The sequence below is a fragment of the Mycobacterium neumannii genome, assembly GCF_048452905.1.
GTDB lineage: Bacteria > Actinomycetota > Actinomycetes > Mycobacteriales > Mycobacteriaceae > Mycobacterium > Mycobacterium neumannii_B.
Window position 1 is genome coordinate 391,723 of sequence record NZ_JBCGVF010000003.1, and the last position, 20,235, is coordinate 411,957.

20 protein-coding genes are annotated in these 20,235 nt (G+C 66.7%); 6 read left to right on the plus strand and 14 right to left on the minus strand.

Features of this window, described 5'->3' with window-relative positions:
* Window positions 1–79: 79 nt before the first annotated feature.
* Window positions 80–820: a TetR/AcrR family transcriptional regulator gene (locus tag AAHH99_RS08145; protein ID WP_418768202.1), complete on the minus strand. Its 741-nt coding sequence runs from the start codon at window positions 818–820 to the stop codon at window positions 80–82.
* Window positions 821–970: 150 nt separating this feature from the next.
* Between AAHH99_RS08145 and AAHH99_RS08150 the strand changes: the two genes are divergently transcribed.
* Complete coding sequence (locus AAHH99_RS08150; protein WP_418768203.1) at window positions 971–2,152, plus strand: NAD(P)/FAD-dependent oxidoreductase; 1,182 nt, start codon at window positions 971–973, stop codon at window positions 2,150–2,152.
* Window positions 2,153–2,167: 15 nt separating this feature from the next.
* Here the strand turns inward: AAHH99_RS08150 and AAHH99_RS08155 are convergent, their stop codons facing one another.
* Genes AAHH99_RS08155 through AAHH99_RS08180 form a run of 6 tightly spaced genes read right to left on the minus strand, consistent with a single transcriptional unit; the run spans window position 2,168 to window position 5,962 of the window.
* Complete coding sequence (locus tag AAHH99_RS08155; RefSeq protein WP_066842393.1) at window positions 2,168–2,509, minus strand: cupin; 342 nt, start codon at window positions 2,507–2,509, stop codon at window positions 2,168–2,170.
* A gap of 25 nt (window positions 2,510–2,534) precedes the next feature.
* On the minus strand, window positions 2,535–3,209 hold the full coding sequence (locus tag AAHH99_RS08160) for a helix-turn-helix transcriptional regulator (RefSeq protein WP_418768204.1): 675 nt from the start codon (window positions 3,207–3,209) through the stop codon (window positions 2,535–2,537).
* A gap of 12 nt (window positions 3,210–3,221) precedes the next feature.
* A complete protein-coding gene (locus AAHH99_RS08165) occupies window positions 3,222–4,025 on the minus strand; it encodes a methyltransferase domain-containing protein (RefSeq protein WP_418768205.1) in 804 nt (267 codons plus the stop codon).
* Window positions 4,022–4,831 carry an ABC transporter permease gene (locus tag AAHH99_RS08170; RefSeq protein ID WP_418768206.1) on the minus strand — a complete coding sequence of 270 codons (810 nt, stop codon included), beginning with the start codon at window positions 4,829–4,831 and terminating at the stop codon, window positions 4,022–4,024. Before AAHH99_RS08170 ends, AAHH99_RS08165 begins: the two co-directional genes overlap by 4 nt.
* Entirely contained in the window at window positions 4,798–5,490 is a 693-nt protein-coding gene (locus AAHH99_RS08175) for an ABC transporter ATP-binding protein (protein WP_418768207.1), read from the minus strand. Before AAHH99_RS08175 ends, AAHH99_RS08170 begins: the two co-directional genes overlap by 34 nt.
* A 7-nt stretch (window positions 5,491–5,497) precedes the next feature.
* On the minus strand, window positions 5,498–5,962 hold the full coding sequence (locus AAHH99_RS08180; protein ID WP_418768208.1) for a hypothetical protein: 465 nt from the start codon (window positions 5,960–5,962) through the stop codon (window positions 5,498–5,500).
* Window positions 5,963–6,115: 153 nt separating this feature from the next.
* Between AAHH99_RS08180 and AAHH99_RS08185 the strand changes: the two genes are divergently transcribed.
* A complete protein-coding gene (locus AAHH99_RS08185; RefSeq protein ID WP_418768209.1) occupies window positions 6,116–8,524 on the plus strand; it encodes a RyR domain-containing protein in 2,409 nt (802 codons plus the stop codon).
* A 29-nt stretch (window positions 8,525–8,553) separates the two neighbouring features.
* Window positions 8,554–8,838 (plus strand): DUF6636 domain-containing protein, encoded by a 285-nt coding sequence (locus tag AAHH99_RS08190; protein WP_418769559.1) that lies wholly within the window; start codon window positions 8,554–8,556, stop codon window positions 8,836–8,838.
* Here the strand turns inward: AAHH99_RS08190 and AAHH99_RS08195 are convergent.
* From AAHH99_RS08195 to AAHH99_RS08215, 5 genes are all read right to left on the minus strand, one after another.
* Window positions 8,823–11,663 carry a toll/interleukin-1 receptor domain-containing protein gene (locus AAHH99_RS08195; RefSeq protein ID WP_418768210.1) on the minus strand — a complete coding sequence of 947 codons (2,841 nt, stop codon included), beginning with the start codon at window positions 11,661–11,663 and terminating at the stop codon, window positions 8,823–8,825. The two genes, AAHH99_RS08190 and AAHH99_RS08195, sit on opposite strands and share 16 nt — an antisense overlap.
* Window positions 11,664–11,733: 70 nt before the next feature.
* Complete coding sequence (nrdE, locus tag AAHH99_RS08200; protein ID WP_418769560.1) at window positions 11,734–13,851, minus strand: class 1b ribonucleoside-diphosphate reductase subunit alpha; 2,118 nt, start codon at window positions 13,849–13,851, stop codon at window positions 11,734–11,736.
* A 17-nt stretch (window positions 13,852–13,868) separates the two neighbouring features.
* The gene (nrdI, locus tag AAHH99_RS08205; protein WP_064398397.1) at window positions 13,869–14,312 is read right to left on the minus strand and encodes a class Ib ribonucleoside-diphosphate reductase assembly flavoprotein NrdI; all 444 of its coding nucleotides are present in this window, start codon (window positions 14,310–14,312) and stop codon (window positions 13,869–13,871) included.
* 50 nt (window positions 14,313–14,362) lie between these two features.
* Entirely contained in the window at window positions 14,363–14,611 is a 249-nt protein-coding gene (locus AAHH99_RS08210; RefSeq protein WP_064348903.1) for a redoxin NrdH, read from the minus strand.
* Window positions 14,612–15,107: 496 nt separating this feature from the next.
* Window positions 15,108–15,671, minus strand: a complete 564-nt coding sequence (locus tag AAHH99_RS08215; RefSeq protein WP_064417656.1) for an NAD(P)H-dependent oxidoreductase — start codon at window positions 15,669–15,671, stop codon at window positions 15,108–15,110.
* Between the two features lie 90 nt (window positions 15,672–15,761).
* Here AAHH99_RS08215 and AAHH99_RS08220 point away from each other — a divergent pair, with 90 nt between their 5' ends.
* The 3 genes from AAHH99_RS08220 to AAHH99_RS08230 are packed head-to-tail and all read left to right on the plus strand — an operon-like array spanning window position 15,762 to window position 18,661.
* Window positions 15,762–16,370 (plus strand): helix-turn-helix domain-containing protein, encoded by a 609-nt coding sequence (locus AAHH99_RS08220; protein WP_418768211.1) that lies wholly within the window; start codon window positions 15,762–15,764, stop codon window positions 16,368–16,370.
* A 28-nt stretch (window positions 16,371–16,398) separates the two neighbouring features.
* Window positions 16,399–17,469 (plus strand): DNA polymerase IV, encoded by a 1,071-nt coding sequence (locus tag AAHH99_RS08225; RefSeq protein ID WP_418768212.1) that lies wholly within the window; start codon window positions 16,399–16,401, stop codon window positions 17,467–17,469.
* A gap of 1 nt (window position 17,470) precedes the next feature.
* Window positions 17,471–18,661: an AAA family ATPase gene (locus tag AAHH99_RS08230; protein ID WP_418768213.1), complete on the plus strand. Its 1,191-nt coding sequence runs from the start codon at window positions 17,471–17,473 to the stop codon at window positions 18,659–18,661.
* On the opposite strand, the gene AAHH99_RS08235 is transcribed toward AAHH99_RS08230, so the two are convergent.
* A complete protein-coding gene (locus tag AAHH99_RS08235) occupies window positions 18,658–19,518 on the minus strand; it encodes an SDR family oxidoreductase (protein ID WP_418768214.1) in 861 nt (286 codons plus the stop codon). The genes AAHH99_RS08230 and AAHH99_RS08235 overlap by 4 nt on opposite strands.
* 26 nt (window positions 19,519–19,544) lie before the next feature.
* Window positions 19,545–20,180 (minus strand): TetR/AcrR family transcriptional regulator, encoded by a 636-nt coding sequence (locus tag AAHH99_RS08240; RefSeq protein ID WP_418768215.1) that lies wholly within the window; start codon window positions 20,178–20,180, stop codon window positions 19,545–19,547.
* Between the last annotated feature and the right edge of the window lie 55 nt (window positions 20,181–20,235).

Sequence of the window (20,235 nt, forward strand, 5' to 3'; positions counted from 1 at the left end):
GTGGTGGGCACATCCTGGGAACGCCGGTACTGGGTACTTTCCAGTCTCCGGTCCCCGCGAAGTGGTGTCAACGCCGAAGTCAGGCGACGGGCTGTTGCTTGCGAACGGCGGTATTAATCGGCTGGTCAGGGTCAATCTGGATGCCGAGCAGCTCGGCGGTGCCGTTGATCGCGCCGACCATGATCGTGGTCATGTGCGCGACGAACTGATCGGCGGGCATGCGGCGGGTGCCGTCGTCATCGTCGCCCAGCCACCAGTCGGTCGCCGATGCCGCGGTACCGAAGATCGCGTACGCCGCGAGCTCGAAGGCCGCCGGCTCCGGCGCCAGATCCTTGAGTTCCTCGCTGATCATGTCGGCGACGGCCAGCGTGATCTCGCTGCCTCGGTTGACGGTCGTCATCGCGGCTGCCGACTTGTCGGCGAACCGGCCCTGCAACAGGAACCGCACCACGTTGGGATGCTGCTCGACCAGCTCGACGTAGTGCCCGACCCCACGCCCGACGATCTGGCGCGCGGAGTCGTGCTCCACATCGATTGACGGGATGATCGCCGCCCACAACATGTCTCGCATGCGTTGGCCGATCTCGCCGAACATGTCGGACTTGTCGGTGAAGTGGCGGTAGATCTTGGGTTTGGCGGTGCCGGCCTCTTCGGCGATCTCGCGCACGCTGACATTGGGACCCAGCCGGTCAATGGCGCGGAAGGCGGCGTCGACGATCTCGGCGCGCACCTTTTTGCGGTGCTCGCGCCAGCGTTCGCTGCGGGCGTCGACCTTGACACCCGGCTCGCCACTCGATCGTGGCCTGCCCGCTCGTCGCACCCGGTCACTCTACCGCTCAAGCACTGCTGACCAGCTCAGACCAGGTCACATGCGTTTCCTGGCGCCACCTCTGGGCAACTCCGTCCGACAAGAGAGGCCGACGCAGCACGGGTAATATCGCTGCGACAGCCGATCGACGAGACGAGTTTCATGACGCAGCAATACGACCTGGTCATCGCAGGTGGCGGGCCCTCCGGTTCGGCAGCCGCGTGGCAGGCCGCTCAGACCGGCGCGAAGGTCGTGGTTCTGGACAAGGCCGAGTTCCCGCGGGCCAAGCCCTGCGGGGACGGGCTCACCGCCCGCGCGGTGAGTTATCTGCAGAAAATGGGACTGGCCGATGAGGTGGCCACGTATCACCGGGTAAATCGCGTGACGGTCTTCAGCCCGAGCGAGTGGGAACTGTCGTTCCCGAAGCGGCCCGGTATGCCCGACCACGGCCACACCGTGAGCCGCGAGCGCCTCGACACCACGCTGCTCAAGCACGCCGAGTCCGCGGGCGCCGAGGTGCGCCAGGGCGCGGAGGTGTCCGGGCCGATCCTGGAGAAGGGTCGCGTCGTGGGGGTGACGCTCAAGAGCGGCGAAAAGGTTTATGGCGACGCGGTGATCGCCGCCGACGGCGCCTACTCCCCGATCAAGCGGGCCCTCAAGATCGACTCCGAGTACAACGGCTACTCGGCGATTGCGATCCGCTCCGAGATGCACGCCAACCGGCCGGACTCCGACAGCCTCGACATCTATCTGAAGCTTGTCTTCGAGGGCGACCAGCTGCCCGGGTACGGCTGGGTGTTCCCGATGGGCAACGGCATCTTCAACATCGGGCTGGGTTACGTCAACAGCTACAAGAACTGGCAGTCGATCAACGCCACGCAGTTCCTCGGCGATTTCCTCCGCACCCTGCCTACGGAGTGGGATCTGCCGCCGATCGAGGAACTGAAGAAGAACAAGAGTGTGCGGGCCTGGCGACTGCCGATGGGGTTCACCGCGTGGCCGCCGTGGCGCCCGGGCGTGCTGTTCACCGGCGACTCGCTGGGTGCGGGCAAACCAGCCTCAGGCGCGGGCATCTCCAAGGCGCTCGAATCCGGCTTGGCCGCGGGCGAATGCGCGATCGCGGCCCTGCAGAACGGCGGGCCCGACGACTTCACGAACTATGCGCAACGCATGGAGGCCGCGTGGGGCCGCGAATATCGTCGCGGCCGCTACATGCACAAGTTGATCGGACAACCCAAGCTGGCCAACGCCGGGGTGAAGCTCATCGACAACGCGATGTTCCGTGACCGGATGCTCAAGGCCCTGTACAAGAAGGCCCAAGGCCCGCAGCACACCATCAAGTGAGACCGTAGGCCTAGCTCACTTCTTGGCGACGACCGTCAACAACACCGCCGAATCCTCAAGGGCGGCAAGGCTGTGACGTTCGTGCGGTATCGGTAGGTAGTCTCCTGTGCTGCCCTCCACCGAGGAGCTCACCGAACGCAGCTGCACCCGGCCTCGCAATACCAACAGCGTTGCCTCGCCGGGGCTTTCGTGATCGTCAAGGCCATGGTCGGCGGTCAGCGCCAGCACGGTCTGACGTAGCGTGCGCCCGCTGCCGCCGTACACGGTCTGCGCGGAACGGCCCGACGAAGCGGCCTTCGCGGCGGCAAGTTGCTCGTCGGCGAGCTGTTGTAAGGACAGCGCAGTTGTCGCGGTCATGAGTCTTCCCTTCTCGCCCCGACATTCATCGTTCGGGGCGCAATACCAAACTGACTTCGCACGAGCCACCGTGCGGGTCGGGCGTCACCGACGCCTGATAGCGGGCACCGACGGCGTCGGCGTTCAGGTTGATCACTTCTTGAATGAGGCCCTGCTGGATGCCGCGCACGACCTCCGGCGCCGACGCGGCCACCTCGGCCAGCGGGCACGTGCAGATCTGCACCGTCACTTCGCCGAACGAGGTCAGCAACGAACGAACCTGGAAGCCGAGTTCGTTGAGGGTGGCGACCACCATGTCGGCGATTGTGGCCTCGGGTCGCCTGCGGGCCAACCGGACCCGATGGGCCAGGTCCGCACCGATCTGCAGAGCACGTCGTTCGCGCTCCTGCACCGTTCCGCCCAGGTGGGCGGCGAACAGCGAGACGATGTCGGCGTAGTCGAACCGGGGCGCCGGCTCGTACGTGAGCCGCGGCCGCCCCGCTCGACCGGCCTTGGCCGTGTTGCCCCGTCGGATGAAGCCCTGCTCCTCCAGCGTCGTCAGATGGAAGCGGGCCGTGGTGATGTGGATCTGCAGCGCGTCGGCGACTTGTTGGGCGTCGACCGGGTCCGCGGCGTTCTTCAGCAGGCTCAACACTTTCTGGCGCTGCTGGCCTGCCGCCCGTTCCGGCTGCGCATCGAGGTCGTGGCGCGACACTGGCATGGTTCGAGTCTGTCACGTCGTCGGCACGACACCGACCACCGCAACCGCGGTCAGTGCGCGCCGATAGCGGTGGAACGTCTTGCGCATACCGATGACCCGCTTGCGCGCCGCAGGCCTGCCGACCAAGTTGCCGACGATGCGCAGCGCACCGGTGAACCCCTCGTCGGCCAGGACCCGCGCTGGATTGAGCAGCGCCATCTTCGCGTGGTCGACGGTCACGACCTCAAAGCCGGCCTCGGTCAACAGCGCCACCCATTCCGACGTCGTCAGCGGCCGCGCGTTGACCTTGATCGCGCGCGCCATGTCGCGGCGGATCACGTCCTTGGTGTCCTGCGGGAGGTCATCGGGCTGCAGACCCAGTTCGTGGATCGCGTAGCGGCCGCCCGGCCGCAGCACTCGGAAGGCCTCGGCGACGATCGCGCGCTTGTCACGGTCGCCCTGCATCGTCAGCATCGCCTCGCCGATCACCACATCGGCGCTGCCCGAAGGCAATCCGGTTTCAGCGGCGTTGGCCACCACGACCTTGCCGTCGACGGGAGCGACAACGGCGCGCACCGTCTCACTGGTGGCGGCGGTGTCGTCGACACCGACGTAGGAGCGCGGCTGTTGGGCGACGATGTCGGTGGCGGTACGTCCCAGACCCGGACCGAGTTCGACGACGTCGGCGCCGCCGATCTTGGCGGCCGCGAGCAACCGGCTGGTCAGCTCGAGTCCGCCGGGCCGCAGCACCCGCTTGCCCAGCCGGGCCAGCAGCCAGTGGCCCGGCAGGTCGGCGTCGGACCGCTGCGCGAGCGGAAGTGATTCTTTGCCTGTCATCTTCGGATTGTCCTTCCAACGGCGGCGATCACGAAGATCGCCGTGAAGACTGAGCATGCATAGAGCAGAGCGCCGTCCTGGCCCCACGGCGGCGTGAGAACGGTGTCCTGTCCGGTCGCGTACACCGCGTTCAACAGCGGCATGAAACGCTGAAGCGTCGCTCCGCTGGGCAGATAACCAGCGGCGGTTTCGGCCACGAACGCCCACAGCAGGATGCCGCCGACCGCGGCGAGCGGCGAGCGGGTGAGAGCCCCGGCTCCCACACCCGCCCCCGCCGCGAACAGCGCCAGCACCGGCACCGTCCACAACAGTCGCAGCCCGACATCGTCGGTCAGCGACACCGGTCCGTAAACGATAGGCGCGACGGCCGGCAGGCCCGCAAGCACTACGACGAGCGTCGCGGCGGACACCAGCGCGCCCAGAGCACCGTAGAACACCCACCGGCCGAGCAAGACCGGCAAGACCCGCGGCATGGCCAGGCGTACGTGTTCGCCTGCGTCGTAGCGACTCTCGGCCGCCTGACCGTCGGCTCCCGCAACGGCCACCAGCGCGACGGTGATCGTGATGACCCAGTAGGCCGCGTTCGAGGTCGTCACCTGCAGCACCGAGATCTGGCCCGGGATCCGCGCGAACGACTCCGCGACGAGCGCGATGCCGAACGTGATCACCACAGGGACGATCACCGCGGCGGGCGCCACCACCGTCCACAGCCGGCTGCGACCGCCGGTGCGAATGATCTCGGCACGCGCGCTACGCGCCACCGCGACGGCGCTCACGCGCACTCCAGCAGGGTTTCCTCGAGCCATTCCCGGGCGTCGGCACCGGTAGGCGTCAGCTGCGCCAGCTCGCCGGCGGCCTGCATCCGGCCGCGGCTGAGCACCGCGACGTGGTCGGCGGTCAGCGCCACTTCGCCGAGCAGGTGGGTGGCGACGACGACCGTGCGGCCCTGGTCGGCGAGCCGACGTAGCAGTGACCGGAACCAGACGATGCCGGGAACGTCGAGACCGTTGAGGGGTTCGTCGAACAGCAGCGTCTGCGGGTCGGCCAGCAGTGTGGCGGCGATGGCCACGCGCTGGCGCATGCCCAGTGACAGCCGGTCGATGCGTATCGAGCGGTGGTCGTGTAGTTCGGTCTCGCGGACGACCTCGTCGAGGCGGGCGCCGTCGATACCCGAAAGCGCTGCGAGCCAGGATAAATGGCGTTGCACGGTATGGCGGGGGTTCATGGAGGTCGGACCCAGGTGGAATCCCAGCAGGCGTTGGTCGTGGCCGGGGCGACGTCCGCAGACGGAGATCGTTCCGCTGTCGGGACGGATCAGCCCGGCCAGCAACCGCAGCAGCGTGGTCTTGCCCGCACCGTTGAGGCCGAGCAGCGCGGTGACGGCGCCGGCGGGAAAGGTGACGGTGACGTCGTCGACGGCGCGGTGCGGTCCGAACGACTTCGTCAACCCAACGACTTCGATCACGCGGACATCATTCGAAATTGCACGGGATGGGCAGGCCGAGGGTCTTGATGCCGTTGCACAGCGACTTGCTCGCCAGCTTCCACTGACCGTCGATCCGGCGCCATTCGGCTTGGACGCGCACGGTCGGCGCACCCTGCCTGCTGGCGTTGATGATCGCGGTGTGGCGATCGCCGTCGTGGGTCTCGGGACCGGTCACCGCGCTCGAACCGCGCGGCGGGCGGAAGAAACCGATCCGGTAAACCATCTTCGGCACCACCACCGCCCGCTCGCCGCCCTCGAGCTGAGCGGCCTTCACCGCGTCCGGGGCGGGAGTGCCGACCAGCAGCCGGATCTGCGCATCGAGTTCGGCCAGAGTTGGGACCTCGGAGGTGATCGCGAACTCATGCGCGGGCGCGGGCTGGGCATGCGCCGCTGGAGCAAACGTAGCGGCGGCGATCGTCGTGGCCGCGAGAACGCACAAGCGCTGGAGCATCGACCGGACTCCTATTTAGAGGAAATCTTTCCGGTTAATGTAAACGCCAATGTGAGCCGAGGCAAGCCTTACCTGTTCGATTAAGGTGCGCGCCCGCTCGTCGCAATGTCCAGCGTCCGCGGCGGGCGCGGGCGACACTTACTCAAGGGTCGGATGGGGGAGGTCGCATTGCGCAGCACCGTCGCTGTCGCCGCCGCACGTGCCGTGTCGGTGGTCGCGTCGCTGCTGCTCGGCTATCTCGTCGCGCTGGCGCTGGACCCGCAGCTCAGAAACCGGGCGCCGGCGTCGCTGCAGTGGTTCGGGGAACCGGGGTCGGTGCCGACAATCGCCATCGCGGTGACGGTCCTGGTGGTGCTCGCAGTTCTGCTCGTCCGTTCGCAGGGGGTGCGACGCCCCGGCGCTCCGGTGGCGATCGTGGCCGGCCTGGCGCTGATCAGCACCGCACTGGGGCTGGCGTCGTATTGGGACTGCCACGACGACGCGCATCCGCGCTTTTTCCGGCCCCTGATGTTCACCGCTTACGTAGTCAAGGGCGGCACGGCCGATCAATCGCTGAGCGGCCAGACCTGCCCCTCGCCCACCCCGGTGGCGCTGGAGATCGCGCGGTTGTCGGCCCTGGCGGCGATCTTCCTCAGCGTCGTCGGCGTGGCGGCGGCGCTGTTTCGGTCGCGAGCCGACCGGCTTCGCGTGCACTTCGCCCGGTCGGTCACCGCGGTGGTGGACGTCGACGATGACACGCTGTCGATGGTCAGCGCCATCGCCCGGACGATGGAGGGACGTAGCACGCTGGTGTTGATCACCACCAGCCTTGACCATCACTGCGTGCCCGAGGTCCGCAATCACGGCGCACGGGTCATCGCGGTGAACTTCGACCGGCCGGAGACCCTGCGGGCGTTGTCTCTGTGGCGCAAGCTCGACCGGCTGTATCTACTTTCGTCCGATCCGTCGAGTAATCTGTTGCGGCTGAAGGTTATTGCGGATCAGTTGGCCGAGACCAGCCGAAAACAGCGTCTGCCGTTGATCGTTCGCATCGATGACCCGTGGCAGGCCGAGGCATGGCGGGCGATGCATTTCGGCGGTTCAGACACCCGGTGGGCCGCCGACGCCGTCGGCAAGTACGACGTGACCGCCCGGCGGCTGCTGGACAGGATCATCTCGACCGACGGCGCCGGGCGGATACTGATCTGTGGTATGTCCCCGCTGACGCTGGCGTTGTGCTCGAACATGGCGCAGCGCCATTTGGAGCGTGACTATTACGCCGCTCCGGACGCCAGGCCGCTGCCTCGCCTGGTCCTCGTCGCCGAGAACGCCGAGGAGTACCAGCAGGATTTCGCGCTGTCGCGGCGACGGCTGGGTTTGTCGGCACGCAGCATGCGGGTCAAGGCGGTGACCGAGACGGCATCGGTGCCGCTGCTGGCGTCGTTGCTCGCCGACGACGCCGACGGCACCGCAGTGGTTTTCGTCGACCGCGACAGCTCCACCGCCTCCTCTGTCGACACGACGACCGGCACCCGGCTGGCCGCCCGGTCTCCCACCACACCGATCTACGCGTGGGATGCGACTGCCCGGGTCACCGAAGATCGGCTGTCGCTGGTCGGCAGGTTGCGGACCTACCGGCTGAGCATGGACCTGCCCGATGGTCAAGCACAAGACGCGTGGGAGCGCGCTGCCCGGCTGATTCACGATCGTTACGCCGCCGAGGCTGGCCATCGCAGCGCCGCGAGCCGGCCGTGGGCCGAGCTTGACGAGTTCTACCGCGGGTCCAATCGCCGTCAGGTCCGCAACGCCTTGTGGATGGTTGAGCAGATCGGCGGGCACACCTGGAACGCCTGGAACGACACGACCGATGAGGTCGAAGCACCCAACCTTCGCGGTTTGCAGCCACTCGAGCAGTTGCGGCTGTTGGATTTTGAGCGCGACAAGGCGATCGCCATGGCACGCGCCGAACACGAGGACTGGTGCCGCTATTACCGTGCCGCGGGCTGGCGCTACGGCCCGCAGCGTGACGATGCCCGCAAAATCCACGACAAACTGGTGGATTGGTCACGCATCGAAGCGGATCCGGATCTGCTGAAGGCGGCGCTGGCCAGCCTGGCCGCCACCCTGTCGAAGCTGCGGGAGCTCGGCTACCGGTCCCGTCCGCCGCGAAACGACAGCGGATGGAAGCACTTTCGCCGCACCGGCCAGGTGGTCGCCGAACAGCGCAACAGCGCGTGGACCTGGACGACGGGCTCGGGTGAAACCATGCGCGCCGAGGCGGGCGACTGGGCCGTGCGCGACGCCGACGGCGGCGATTCGTGGTCGGTGCGCGACGACATCTTCCGCGCCAGCTACCAGCACATCGACGGCGACCGGTGGCGGCGGCGCGGCGTCGTCAAGGCCAGGCCAGCCGAAGGCGGCGAAACCGTCACCACGCTCGAAGGTTCCGCCCGCGCCGCCCACGGTGACTGGGTGGTGCGGGGCGAGCAGGGCGAACAGTGGGTGGTGCCCGGCGAGCAGTTCACCCGGCGATATGACGGACCACTCGCCGAAACAACGGTCGGCGTGGGATTCTCACACTGACACCATCGAAGGGCCGCACGTGACATCACATCGGACACCGCCGCGCCGCACGCGGTTCACCATGGGCATCGTCGCCGCCGCGGCGGGACTGCCGGTACGACTACGGCCAGGGACTGGTTCTCGACGCCGGTGCGTCACCGCAGTTCGTCTGCGCCGGTGACACCGCCCTGGCCGGCGGCGGGCCGCTTGGATACGGACAATCCACCAGCGCGGGCGTCTTGCGGTGCGAGAGCGCGAGATCGGGCATGACGTGCCGCGACGTCGAGACCGGCCGCGGCTTTTCGATCAGCCGGCAGGGCTACCGGTTCTTCTGAGTTTCTCCGCAAATCGGGTCGGCGCCCTCGAGGTCGTAGCGGTCCTTCTCGGCGTCGGTCAGGTCGCGCTGATGGACAGCGCACCCCTCGGTGATCCAGTCCGTCGGGTTCAGCGACCAGCGGATCAGGCGGCGATCCGCCACCGAGGCCGTCAAGGCCATATCTTGTGCGAGCGCCAGGCTGGGTGCCAGCGCGAAACCCGCGCCCGCGTTGCGGTCCACCGCCGTCAGCGGTCGGTCGGAGAGCCTGGTCTGACTGGTCAGATCCCAGAAGATGATGCTGCCGTCCTCCGAGACGGTGGCCAGTTCGCTGTTGCCCCGGAACGCGACGTCGGTCACCCGTTTGGCGACCCGAAGATCGTCGCCGGTCGGCTTGCCCGTCTGGGTGTCGAACAACCGGACCGGGCCGCTCCACAGGCTGACCGCGATGGTGTTGCCGTCGGGTGCGACCGCCAACGAACGCGTTTCATCGTCGTCCAGGTCTACGGTGGTGATTGTTCCGTCTGCCAGGTGATGGATGATCAGTTCGCCGGAGCCGCCGATCACCAGACCCGATCCGTCCGGGGTGAACGCGAGACCGAAAGCCAGTGGCGGACCTGCGATCTGCCCCTGCTCGACGAGTTTGTTGCCCTCCAACCGCCACAGCCGCACGGGCGCGGCCTCGAACGACTGGGACGCTGTGTTCATCCACCTGGTAGCCACTGTTACGCCGTCGGTTGAGACGGCCAGCTGGCTCGCCGGCTCGCCGGGCGCGACCAGGGTGGCGGTTGGCGCCTCCGCGACGCCGTCCCACACCACCACCTCGCCTTCGGTGGTGCTGGCCAACACGCGGGAGCCGTCGGCCGAGAAGACGACCTCGTCCACCATGCCGTCGATCCTCACCGTCGGCCCTGCGGGATCGGGTTCGGGCACGTCGGTGAGCGTCAACTCGGTGATCAGTTGCCCCTGTGCGCTTTCGCCGGAGCCCGAGGGTTCGACGGTCGCGCGCACCACGGCCAGCCGGTCGGCTGCGGGTGAGATGGCGACCGCCACCGCATCGGTCCAGCCTTCGACGGGTCGGGCCAGAGGGCGGCGGCGGTCTTCGCCGTAGTCGAGAAGTAAAGCGCCGCCCGCGGTTCCGCCGGTGACGCCCTGGGCGGGATCTGCCGGGTCCCATGCCACGGCGGTGGCGGCCTGCTCGTCGACCTTGACCGGCGGCAGCGGCGGCGAACCGGTCAGGTGGTTCCAGTAGATGACGAAACCGTCCTCGGACACCGATGCCACCGACCCGGCCTCGGGACCGTCACCGGTGGCGACGAGCCCGGTCACCGCATCTGCGTGGATTTCGTTGCGGCCGGCGGCAGTCGGTGTTCCGTCCGCGCCGTTCCAGAACCCCACCGTTCCGTCGCTGCCGCCGGTGACGACGGTGCCCTCGTCGACGACGGTCAGTGCCGACACCCAACTCACCGGCCCTTCGTCGGCCGAACTCCCGGCCTCGACCTGCTCCCATACCGGCCGGTCAGGCCGGGTGACGTCGAAGAGCCGAACCGCACCGTCCTGCTCGGCGACCACCAGTCTGCCGTCGGGCGTCCATGCGAGCGCGGTGACCGATGACAACTGCTCGGGAGCTTTCTGCACCACGGGAAAAGTGGTCGTCGGCGCGGAACTGTCGGCGTCCCACACCAGCACGTCGCCTGCGGTCGTGCCGGCCGCGATGCGGCCGGTCGCCGGGTGCACGGCCAGCGCGGTGACCGCCGTGTCCGGTGTGCGCACCACGGCGGCCCGTAGCGCGCTGTCGAGTGTGGCGACGACGGTACCGTCGGTGACCACAACCGCGTCGGCGCCGGCGGCGGCGGGGGCCATCGCGACCACCTCGCGGCCGAATTGGTCCTCGACACGGCCGATTTCGGCACCGGTAGTGAAACTGTGGGCTGCGACCTTGCCGTCTGCCGTGCCGATCCACACCCGGTCGGCGGCATCAGATACGGCGACTGCGGTCACCGGCGCGTCGACGGAAATGCGTTGTTTGAACTCGGGCAGGTTGGCGACGGCGGTGAGCAGCGCGCCCTCGGTCTGCAGGCTGGGGTGCATCCGGAATCCGTGCGCGGCGAGCAGAAACGCGAGGTCAGGCCGTTCGAGTTCGGTTCTGCTCTGCGCGGCCAGCCGCTGAGCTTCGGCCTGCACCCGGCGCTGTTCGGCTTGGTTCGCGTTGTAGACCGCGATGCCGGCGCCTGCGATCGCGGCGACGGTCAATACGACCAATGCCGAAACTGCCGACCAAGCGATGCGTTTAGTGCGACGGTGCTGGCGGACGTCCTCACCCTCGATCTCGTCTTTGGTGCGGCCATGCAGCGGCGCGGCCACCTCCGCGACCGCGTTGCGAAATCGGCTGTTTCGCAGGTCGAGTTGGTCTTCTTCGTGTGCCCAGCGCAAATCCAGGTGGCGCGGCTCATCGGTGAACACCCCGCGCAACGCGGGCGGCACCGCGTCGGAGTCGTCGGTGAAGTCGCCCCTCTCCGGGTCCCACTCCCAATGCCCGTCGGTCAGGACGGGCAGGATCCGGTCGACGGGCCGATGCGCTTTCCAGTGCTCGATCTCTCGGTTCACCCACACGGATGCGGCGGCCTGCGGCGAGGTGAGCAGCAGGAACCATTCGGCCCCATCCAGCGCCCGCACGATCGCATTCCACAGGTGCGGGTCCACGGCCAGCCCGGTCTCGTCTCGGAAAACCTCCAGCGACCGGCGCCGGTACCAGGGTTTGGCCAGGCGCTGAAGCGCATGCTGCAACTCCGGCGCAAGCCGGCCGTCGGCCGCATGCGAGTAGGAGATGAAGGCGTCATAGCGCATGTCGCAGTATGCAACGCATCAGCGCCGGGTGTTGGCGTAATGCACGCTCAACACACGCGGCGAGGCGCCCCTAGAGCATGCAGCTGACGCAGCCCTCGACCTCGGTGCCTTCCAAGGCCATTTGGCGTAGCCGGATGTAGTACAGCGTCTTGATGCCCTTACGCCAGGCGTAGATCTGCGCCTTGTTCACATCGCGTGTGGTGGCGGTGTCCTTGAAGAACAACGTCAGGCTCAAACCCTGGTCCACATGCTGGGTGGCCGCGGCGTAGGTGTCGATGACCTTCTCGTACCCGATCTCGTACGCGTCCTGGAAGTACTCCAGGTTCTCGTTGGTCATGTACGGCGCCGGGTAGTAGACGCGGCCGATCTTGCCTTCCTTGCGGATCTCGACCTTGCTGGCGATCGGGTGGATCGAGCTGGTCGAGTGGTTGATGTAGGAGATCGACCCCGTCGGCGGCACGGCCTGCAGGTTCTGGTTGTAGATGCCGTGCTGCTGCACCGACTCCTTCAGCCGATTCCAGTCCTCCTGGTCGGGGATCCGGATGCCGGCATCGGCGAAGAGCTGACGAACCTTGTCGGTCTTGGGCTCCCACACCTGCTCGGTGTACTTGTCGAAGAACTCCCCCGACTTGTACTTCGACTTCTCGAACCCCTTGAACGCGCTACCCCGTTCGATCGCAATGCGATTCGACGCCCGCAGCGCGTGATACAGCACGGTGTAGAAGTAGATGTTCGTGAAATCCACACCCTCTTCGGATCCGTAGAAGATCCGCTCGCGGGCCAGGTACCCGTGAAGGTTCATCTGGCCGAGGCCGATCGCGTGAGAGTCGTTGTTGCCCTGTTCGATCGACGGCACGGACGTGATGTGCGTCTGATCGCTCACCGCGGTCAGCGCACGGATGGCCACCTCGATGGTCTGTGCGAAGTCCGGCGAGTCCATCGCCTTGGCGATGTTCAACGAACCCAGGTTGCACGAGATGTCCTTGCCGATCTTCTTGTAGGACAAGTCCTCGTTGAACTCCGAGGGAGTCGACACCTGCAGGATCTCTGAGCACAGGTTCGAGTGGGTGATCTTGCCGTCGATCGGGTTCGACCGGTTCACCGTGTCCTCGAACATGATGTACGGGTAGCCCGACTCGAACTGCAGCTCGGCCAGGGTCTGGAAGAACTCTCGCGCCTTGATCTTCGTCTTGCGGATCCGGCTGTCGTCGACCATCTCGTAGTACTTCTCGGTGACCGAGATGTCGGCGAACGGCAAACCGTAGACCCGTTCGACGTCATACGGCGAGAACAGGTACATGTCCTCGTTCTTCTTGGCCAGCTCGAACGTGATGTCGGGGATCACCACGCCCAGACTCAGCGTCTTGATCCGGATCTTCTCGTCGGCGTTCTCGCGCTTGGTGTCGAGGAACCGGTAGATATCGGGATGGTGGGCGTGCAGATAGACCGCACCGGCGCCCTGGCGTGCGCCGAGCTGATTGGCGTAGGAGAACGAGTCCTCGAGCAGCTTCATGATCGGGATGACGCCCGAGCTCTGGTTCTCGATGTTCTTGATCGGTGCGCCGTGTTCCCGAATGTTGGTCAGCAGCAACGCGACTCCGCCGCCGCGCTTGGACAGCTGCAGCGCCGAGTTGATGGAGCGTCCGATCGACTCCATGTTGTCCTCGATGCGCAGCAGGAAGCACGACACCGGCTCGCCGCGCTGCTTCTTGCCCGAGTTGAGGAACGTCGGCGTGGCCGGCTGGAAGCGGCCGTCGATGATCTCGTCGACGAGCTTCTCGGCCAGCGTGGTGTCACCGGCGGCCAGGGTGAGCGCCACCATGACTACGCGGTCCTCGAAGCGCTCGAGGTACCGCTTTCCGTCAAAGGTCTTCAGCGTGTAGGAGGTGTAGTACTTGAACGCACCGAGGAACGTCGGGAACCGAAACTTCTTGGCGTACGCCCGATCCAGCAGCGTCTTGACGAAGTTACGCGAGTACTGGTCGAGTACCTCACGCTCGTAGTACTCCTTCTGGATCAGGTAGTCGAGTTTCTCGTCCTGGTTGTGGAAGAAGACCGTGTTCTGGTTGACGTGCTGCAGGAAGTACTCGCGCGCGGCCAGCACATCCTTGTCAAACTGAATCCTGCCGTCGGCGTCGTACAGATTCAGCATCGCATTGAGCGCGTGGTAGTCCGTCTCGCCCGGCAGCGTTGCCGGCGCGGACGTTACAGGCTCTGCAGCTGTGACGGTTGGTGACACGTCTGGTCCTTCCAAAAGTCTTCCAAACCCGAACGGACGGCGGCGACGTCGTCCGGGGTTCCCATCAGTTCGAAGCGGTACAGGTACGGAACGCCGCACTTGCGGGACACGACATTGCCCGCGTAGGCGAACTCGGCGCCGAAGTTGTTGTTGCCCGCGGCGATGACGCCGCGGATCAACGACCGGTTGTGTTCATTGTTGAGGAACGCGATGACCTGTTTGGGCACATAGCCACCGTCGTTGATGTCCGGCGTGGCCCGCCCACCGCCGTAGGTGGGCAGAACCAACACGTAGGGTTCGTCGACCTCGATGCGCCCATGCAGCGGGATCCGGATCGCGGGCAGGCCCAGCTTCTGGACGAAGCGATGGGTGTTCTCCGAGACACTGGAGAAGTACACGAGGTTGCTCATCACGCACCCCCCTTTCTGCCCGTCGAGTACCCGTAGGCCGGCTGAGCCGCTTAAGCCGTTGCCGCGACCGCTCCGAGTGCCTTGATGCGGTCGGGCCGGAAGCCCGACCAGTGCTCGTTGCCGGCCACGACGACCGGGGCCTGCAGGTAACCCAGGGCCATCACGTAGTCGCGGGCTTCGCTGTCGAGGCTGATGTCGACGGTCTCGTAGGCGATGCCCTGCTTGTCCAACGCCTTGTAGGTGGCGTTGCACTGCACGCATGCGGGCTTCGTGTACACGGTGATCGAGTGCTGAGTCATCTGCGGTTCGGCTCCTCTACAAACTGGCCCTGCACGCTGGCTGGCAACTGGTCGGACACTTCTTGTTGCCGAGATTCATGGAATTTCAGCAACCCGCAGACCCGGAAAATTCCTGCCGTCCGAGGCCGCCGCCGCCGTGTCTGGGAAACCCATACAACCGGGGTCGGGGGCTCCGGCCGACCCTCGGAAAGCTTGGGAATCGTGGGGCCTGTCGGTGCTTCAAAACACTACACCTAGTGTCCGACATTGCGAAGGAATACCAGATGTTCTGAATAACAATTCTGGAATTCCCAGGTCGTAAGCTCTTTGAGGCGGCACGCCTCGGCGTGTCGCACGTCACACCGAGGGCGTGTCGCACCCTCCGCGCTAGATGTGGCCAGCGATGCGCCAGATATAGCAGCCGGTACCGACACAGCTGCCGAGCATGGAATCCCGCCAGCAAAGCCGCCGTGGGCTTCTCAGACCCCGAGCCGACGGCCCTGTCCGCGCCAAACGGTCAGCCGATTTCGGCGACCAGTTTCCCGATGACGTCGCGCAGGTTCGCCGCCACCTCGGCGTTCTCCCGCGGATGCCTCCCGTCGAAGGACTTGCTCGGCACCGACAGCTTGAGATCCTCGATGACCCGCGGTCCGGCGATGGCGAAGCTCTTACGGGTCTCGTCATGCGCCCACTGGCCGCCGTACTGCCCGAGGGCCGCGCCGACGACCGCGAGCGGCTTGTCCTTGAGCGCGCTGTTGCCGTACGGCCGCGACAACCAGTCGATCGCGTTCTTGAGCACGCCCGGGATGCTGCCGTTGTACTCGGGGGTCACGACCAACGCGGCGTCGGCATCGGCGGCAGCTTGGCGCAGCGCCGCCACGGGGTCGGCCGCTCCCCCGCGTTGGGTGTCGTTGTCGATGTCCTCGTTATAGAACGGCAACTCGCCCAGCCTGTCGAAAAAGTCCAGACGAACACCGTCGGGAGCGGCTTCCAGTGCGAGTTCGACCAACTGCCGGTTGATCGACGCCGCTCGCAGGCTGCCCAGCAACACCAGCACGTTCGCCTTCGCAGTGTCCGACATCTTCCCAGTCCCTTCAATCGCCGATGAAAACATTCGCACAAGAGAACCGGACTGCGGTCCGAATAATTCCGTCTGAACTAAACTGCTGACATGGCCGCCCCTCGTCCGCCCAACGAGCTGCCGGTCACCGACCAGAGTCCCCAGGAACGCGGTGACGCTGCGCGCAACCGCACCTTACTTCTGGACGCCGCGCGCCGTCTCATCGCCGATCGGGGTGCCGACTCGGTCACCACCGACGACATCGCCACCGCGGCAGGCGTCGGCAAGGGCACCTTGTTCCGCCGATTCGGCAGCCGCGCCGGGTTGATGATCGTGCTGCTCGATGAGGACGAGAAGGCGCACCAGGAAGCGTTCCTGTTCGGTCCGCCGCCTCTGGGTCCCGGCGCGCCGCCGCTGGAGCGGCTGCTGGCCTACGGGCGGGATCGGTTGACGTTCGTACACAAGCATCACGCGCTGCTCTCCGACGCCAACCGGGACCCCCAAATGCGGTTCACCACCCCCGCGACGCTGCACCATCGCCACGTTCGGGTCTTGCTGGAGTCCGCGGGCACGACCGGCGACCTCGATGCACAGGCCGCCGCGCTGGTGGCATTGCTCGACGCGGACTATGTGCAGCATCAGCTCCAGGAGCGCGGCGCGACGATCGAGTCGCTCGGTGACGCGTGGGAGTCGGTGGCGCGCAAGCTGTGCGGCCGATGAGTGCGTGCGCGACGAGCAGAAGGCCCCGATGAGACGCTGGGTCCTGCATGTCGATCTCGACCAGTTCCAGGCCGCCGTCGAGATCCGCCGCAAGCCGCAACTGGCCGGGCTGCCGATCATCGTCGGCGGCAACGGCGACCCGGACGAGCCCCGCAAGGTCGTCACGTGCGCGTCGTATCCGGCCAGGACATACGGCGTGCGGGCGGGCATGCCGTTGCGCAGCGCCGCCCGCAAGTGCCCGGATGCGACGTTTCTTCCGTTGGACACCGATGCCTACGACGAGGCCTCCGAGGAGGTCATGGGCTTGCTGCGCGACTTCGGCCATCCCGTGGAGGTGTGGGGTTGGGACGAGGCCTACGTCGGCATCGAGCTGGATGACTCGCAGAGCCCGTTCGAGTTCGCCGAGCGGATCCGCGAGGTGATCGCCGCCGAAACGGGTCTGTCGTGCTCGGTGGGGATCAGCGACAACAAGCAGCGCGCCAAGGTCGCGACCGGCTTCGGCAAGCCGAGACGGGAGCCCGGTGAGTCGGCGGGGGTGTACCAACTCACCGACGAGAACTGGATGGCCGTGATGGGCGACCGTGAAGTCGACGCGCTCTGGGGAGTCGGCCCGAAGACGGCGAAAAAGCTTGCGACGATGGGCATCAGCACCGTCGCCGACCTCGCTGGCACCGACGCTACGGTGCTCACTGAGGCTTTCGGCCCGACCACCGGGCTGTGGATCCTGCTGCTGGCCAAGGGCGGCGGCGACACCGTCGTCAGCGCCGCACCATGGGTGCCGCGGTCGCGCAGCCACGTCATCACCTTCCCTCGCGACTTGACCGAGCGCGACGAGATGAACACCGCGGTCGTCGATTTGGCGCGGCAGACGCTGAACGAGATCGTCGAGCAGAATCGGGTCGTCACCCGAGTGGCGGTGACGGTGCGAACCAAGACCTTCTACACCAGGACCAAGATCCGCAAGCTCCCCGAACCCACAGTGAACGAAACGCAGATCACGCGAACGGCGCTCGACATACTCGCCCAGTTCGAACTCGACCGGCCTGTCCGATTGTTGGGCGTGCGACTCGAACTGGCGCCGCCGGAAGGCGGGTACTGAGGTGCTCACTACGGTCGCCATCCGCGGATACCGCTCGCTGCGCGAGATCGTGCTGCCGCTCGCGCAGCTGAACGTCGTCACCGGCGCCAACGGGACGGGGAAGTCGTCGCTGTATCGGGCGTTGCGCTTGCTCGCCGACTGCGGCCGCGGTGAGGTGATCGGATCGCTGGCCCGCGAGGGTGGCCTGCAGTCGGTGCTGTGGGCGGGTCCCGAAGAACTCGGCGGAGCGCGCCGCACCGGACAGGTGCAAGGCACGACGCGCACGGGTCCGGTGTCACTCGAACTGGGTTTCGCCACAGATGACTTCGGATACCTCGTCGACCTCGGTCTTCCTCAGATGGCGGGCCATGAATCGCTGTTCTCACTCGATCCGGAAATCAAGCGCGAGGCGGTGTTCGCGGGCCCCGTCATGCGCAACAGTTCGACCCTGGTGCGCCGGACCCGTGACTACGTCGAGGCGCGCCCCGAAAGCGGACGCGGATTCGACAAAGTGACGCAAGCACTTCCGGCCTACCGCAGTGTGCTCGCCGAATACGCCCATCCCGGTGCGCATCCGGAGCTTGCCGCTGTGCGGGACCGGTTGCGCAACTGGCGCTTCTACGACGGCTTTCGCGTCGATCCCGCGGCGCCCTCCCGACAACGCACCGTCGGGACCCGCACGGCCGTGCTCTCCGACGACGGCAGCGACCTGGCCGCCGCGATCCAGACCATCATCGAGGCAGGTCACGACGACCTGCAACGGGCCATCGCCGGGGCCTTCGACGGCGCGACGGTGACGATTTCCGTGCACGACGGGCTGTTCGATCTGCAGCTGCATCAGCCGGGTATGCTGCGGCCGCTGCGGGCCGCCGAATTATCCGACGGCACACTGCGATTCCTTCTATGGGCCGCTGCGCTGCTGAGCCCGCGGCCACCGTCGCTGATGGTGCTCAACGAACCGGAGACGTCCTTGCACCCCGACCTGGTGGGCCCGCTGGCGTCGCTGATCCGCGCCGCGGCCGACACCACGCAGGTCGTCGTCGTCACCCATTCCAAGGCCCTACTCGGACACCTCGACACCGTTCCCGTCCGCGAGGACCCCGAGAGGGAGGCGGCCGCAGTGGAGATCCCGTTGTACAAGGACCTCGGCGAAACACGGGTCGAGGGCCTCGGCATGCTCACCATGCCCGCGTGGGACTGGGGTAAGCGCTAACCCCGTTGCGCCGACGGTCGCAGCGCCTTGGTGAATAACACGTTCGCCCCGCGCATCGCGACGCTGTACGGCCACCACAACGTGCGCTTGAACAGATAGAGCGCCCTGATGTCTGCCGAGGTGTAGATCAGAAACCGGTTGCGCCGCACGCCTTTGAGGATGCACTCGGCGGCACGCTCGGGCGAGACCGCGTGCCCGCTGAAGCGATCGGTCCACTTCTTGACCCGTGGGTCTTCGCGGTCGATGCCGGCGATCTGAACCGTCTGCACCAGAGGCGTTTTCACCGCCCCCGGAACCACCACCGACACGCCGATGCGGTGGCGGGCCAGATCGAAGCGCAGTACCTCGGACATGCCGCGCAGCCCGAACTTGCTCGCGCTGTAGGCCGCATGCCAGGGCAGCGCGACCAGCCCGGCCGCCGAGGACACGTTGACGATGTGGCCGCCCGTGCCTGCCGCGACCATCCGCGGCACGAACGCCTCGATGACGTGGATCGGTCCCATCAGGTTGATGTCGACCATGGACTTCCAGTGTTGGTGCGTCAGCGTCGAGACGGTGCCCCACGCCGATACCCCCGCGATGTTCATCACGATGTCCATCGCGGGGTGACGCGAATGAATGTCGTCGGCGAACGCGACCACCGCGTCGTAGTCGGAGATATCAAGAGCGCGGTACTCGGCCACTTCGGCACCCAGGGCGCGCGCGTCGGCGACGGTCTTTTCCAGACCTTCGGCGTCGCGGTCGGTCAGATAGAGCTCGGCGCCCTCGGCGGCCAGCTTCAACGCGGTCGCGCGGCCGATGCCGCTGGCGGCCCCGGTCAGAAAACAACGCTTGTTCGCATACCCGGTGTGCGCCATGGCGGTGAGGATACTGACCCTCGGCCTTACCGCTGGCCGGACGGCTGCGTGTGCCCCCAGAACGCCGCCACCCACAGCCGCTCGAGGGTGTCCACGGCCCGGCGGGGGTCGATCCCGCGGCCGACGAACGTACTGTCGTGCGTCAGCGTCATCGTCGTGGTCGCGGCCAGTGTCCGGACGAGCGCGGGCAGGTCACCGGAGATCGGGCGCGCGTCGGCGTCGTTCTCCAGCAGCGCGATCAGCTTGTCGATGATGCCGTCGTAGAAGTCGTCCATCATCTCGCGGATCTTGGCGTCGGTGTTGCGCGCCACCGCACACGCGGTCAGCACCGGGTCGTCGTTGGCGTATACCGCTGCCGCGCTGCCCACCATCCGTTTCGCGAACGCCTCCGGCGTCTCCCCCGGCTCGCGGGGTGCGAAGTGGTGGGTGAGGCTGTCGAGCATCTCGCCGGCGCCGGCCAGGATCTCGGCGAGCACCGCGTACTTGGAGTCGAAGTAGAAGTAGAACCCGGAGCGGGCGACGCCGGCGTGTTCGCTGATGGCGCTGACCGACAGGTCCGCGAACGGCTGTTCCTGAACCAGGTCGCGCACGGCGCTGAGGATTGCGTCACGCTGCCGGTCACCGCGGCTGCGACGCGTTTGCGATGCTGGTTGGGCGCTCATCGCCCTAGACCTTCGCACCGCGCCGCGCCAGAACAAAACTTGACATGCGTCAAGT

Excerpts from the sequence above, each read along its gene's own strand:
- AAHH99_RS08195 (WP_418768210.1), bottom strand. The coding sequence starts at position 11,663 with ATGCGCTATGACGCCTTCATCTCCTACTCGCATGCGGCCGACGGCCGG.
- AAHH99_RS08155 (WP_066842393.1), bottom strand. The coding sequence starts at position 2,509 with ATGACCGCGACAACTGCGCTGTCCTTACAACAGCTCGCCGACGAGCAA.
- AAHH99_RS08165 (WP_418768205.1), bottom strand. The coding sequence starts at position 4,025 with ATGACAGGCAAAGAATCACTTCCGCTCGCGCAGCGGTCCGACGCCGAC.
- AAHH99_RS08150 (WP_418768203.1), top strand. The coding sequence starts at position 971 with ATGACGCAGCAATACGACCTGGTCATCGCAGGTGGCGGGCCCTCCGGT.
- AAHH99_RS08160 (WP_418768204.1), bottom strand. The coding sequence starts at position 3,209 with ATGCCAGTGTCGCGCCACGACCTCGATGCGCAGCCGGAACGGGCGGCA.
- nrdI (WP_064398397.1), bottom strand. The coding sequence starts at position 14,312 with ATGAGCAACCTCGTGTACTTCTCCAGTGTCTCGGAGAACACCCATCGC.
- AAHH99_RS08185 (WP_418768209.1), top strand. The coding sequence starts at position 6,116 with ATGGGGGAGGTCGCATTGCGCAGCACCGTCGCTGTCGCCGCCGCACGT.
- AAHH99_RS08225 (WP_418768212.1), top strand. The coding sequence starts at position 16,399 with ATGAGACGCTGGGTCCTGCATGTCGATCTCGACCAGTTCCAGGCCGCC.
- AAHH99_RS08235 (WP_418768214.1), bottom strand. The coding sequence starts at position 19,518 with ATGGCGCACACCGGGTATGCGAACAAGCGTTGTTTTCTGACCGGGGCC.
- AAHH99_RS08220 (WP_418768211.1), top strand. The coding sequence starts at position 15,762 with ATGGCCGCCCCTCGTCCGCCCAACGAGCTGCCGGTCACCGACCAGAGT.
- AAHH99_RS08170 (WP_418768206.1), bottom strand. The coding sequence starts at position 4,831 with ATGGCTCGAGGAAACCCTGCTGGAGTGCGCGTGAGCGCCGTCGCGGTG.
- AAHH99_RS08215 (WP_064417656.1), bottom strand. The coding sequence starts at position 15,671 with ATGTCGGACACTGCGAAGGCGAACGTGCTGGTGTTGCTGGGCAGCCTG.
- AAHH99_RS08180 (WP_418768208.1), bottom strand. The coding sequence starts at position 5,962 with ATGCTCCAGCGCTTGTGCGTTCTCGCGGCCACGACGATCGCCGCCGCT.
- AAHH99_RS08240 (WP_418768215.1), bottom strand. The coding sequence starts at position 20,180 with ATGAGCGCCCAACCAGCATCGCAAACGCGTCGCAGCCGCGGTGACCGG.
- AAHH99_RS08210 (WP_064348903.1), bottom strand. The coding sequence starts at position 14,611 with ATGACTCAGCACTCGATCACCGTGTACACGAAGCCCGCATGCGTGCAG.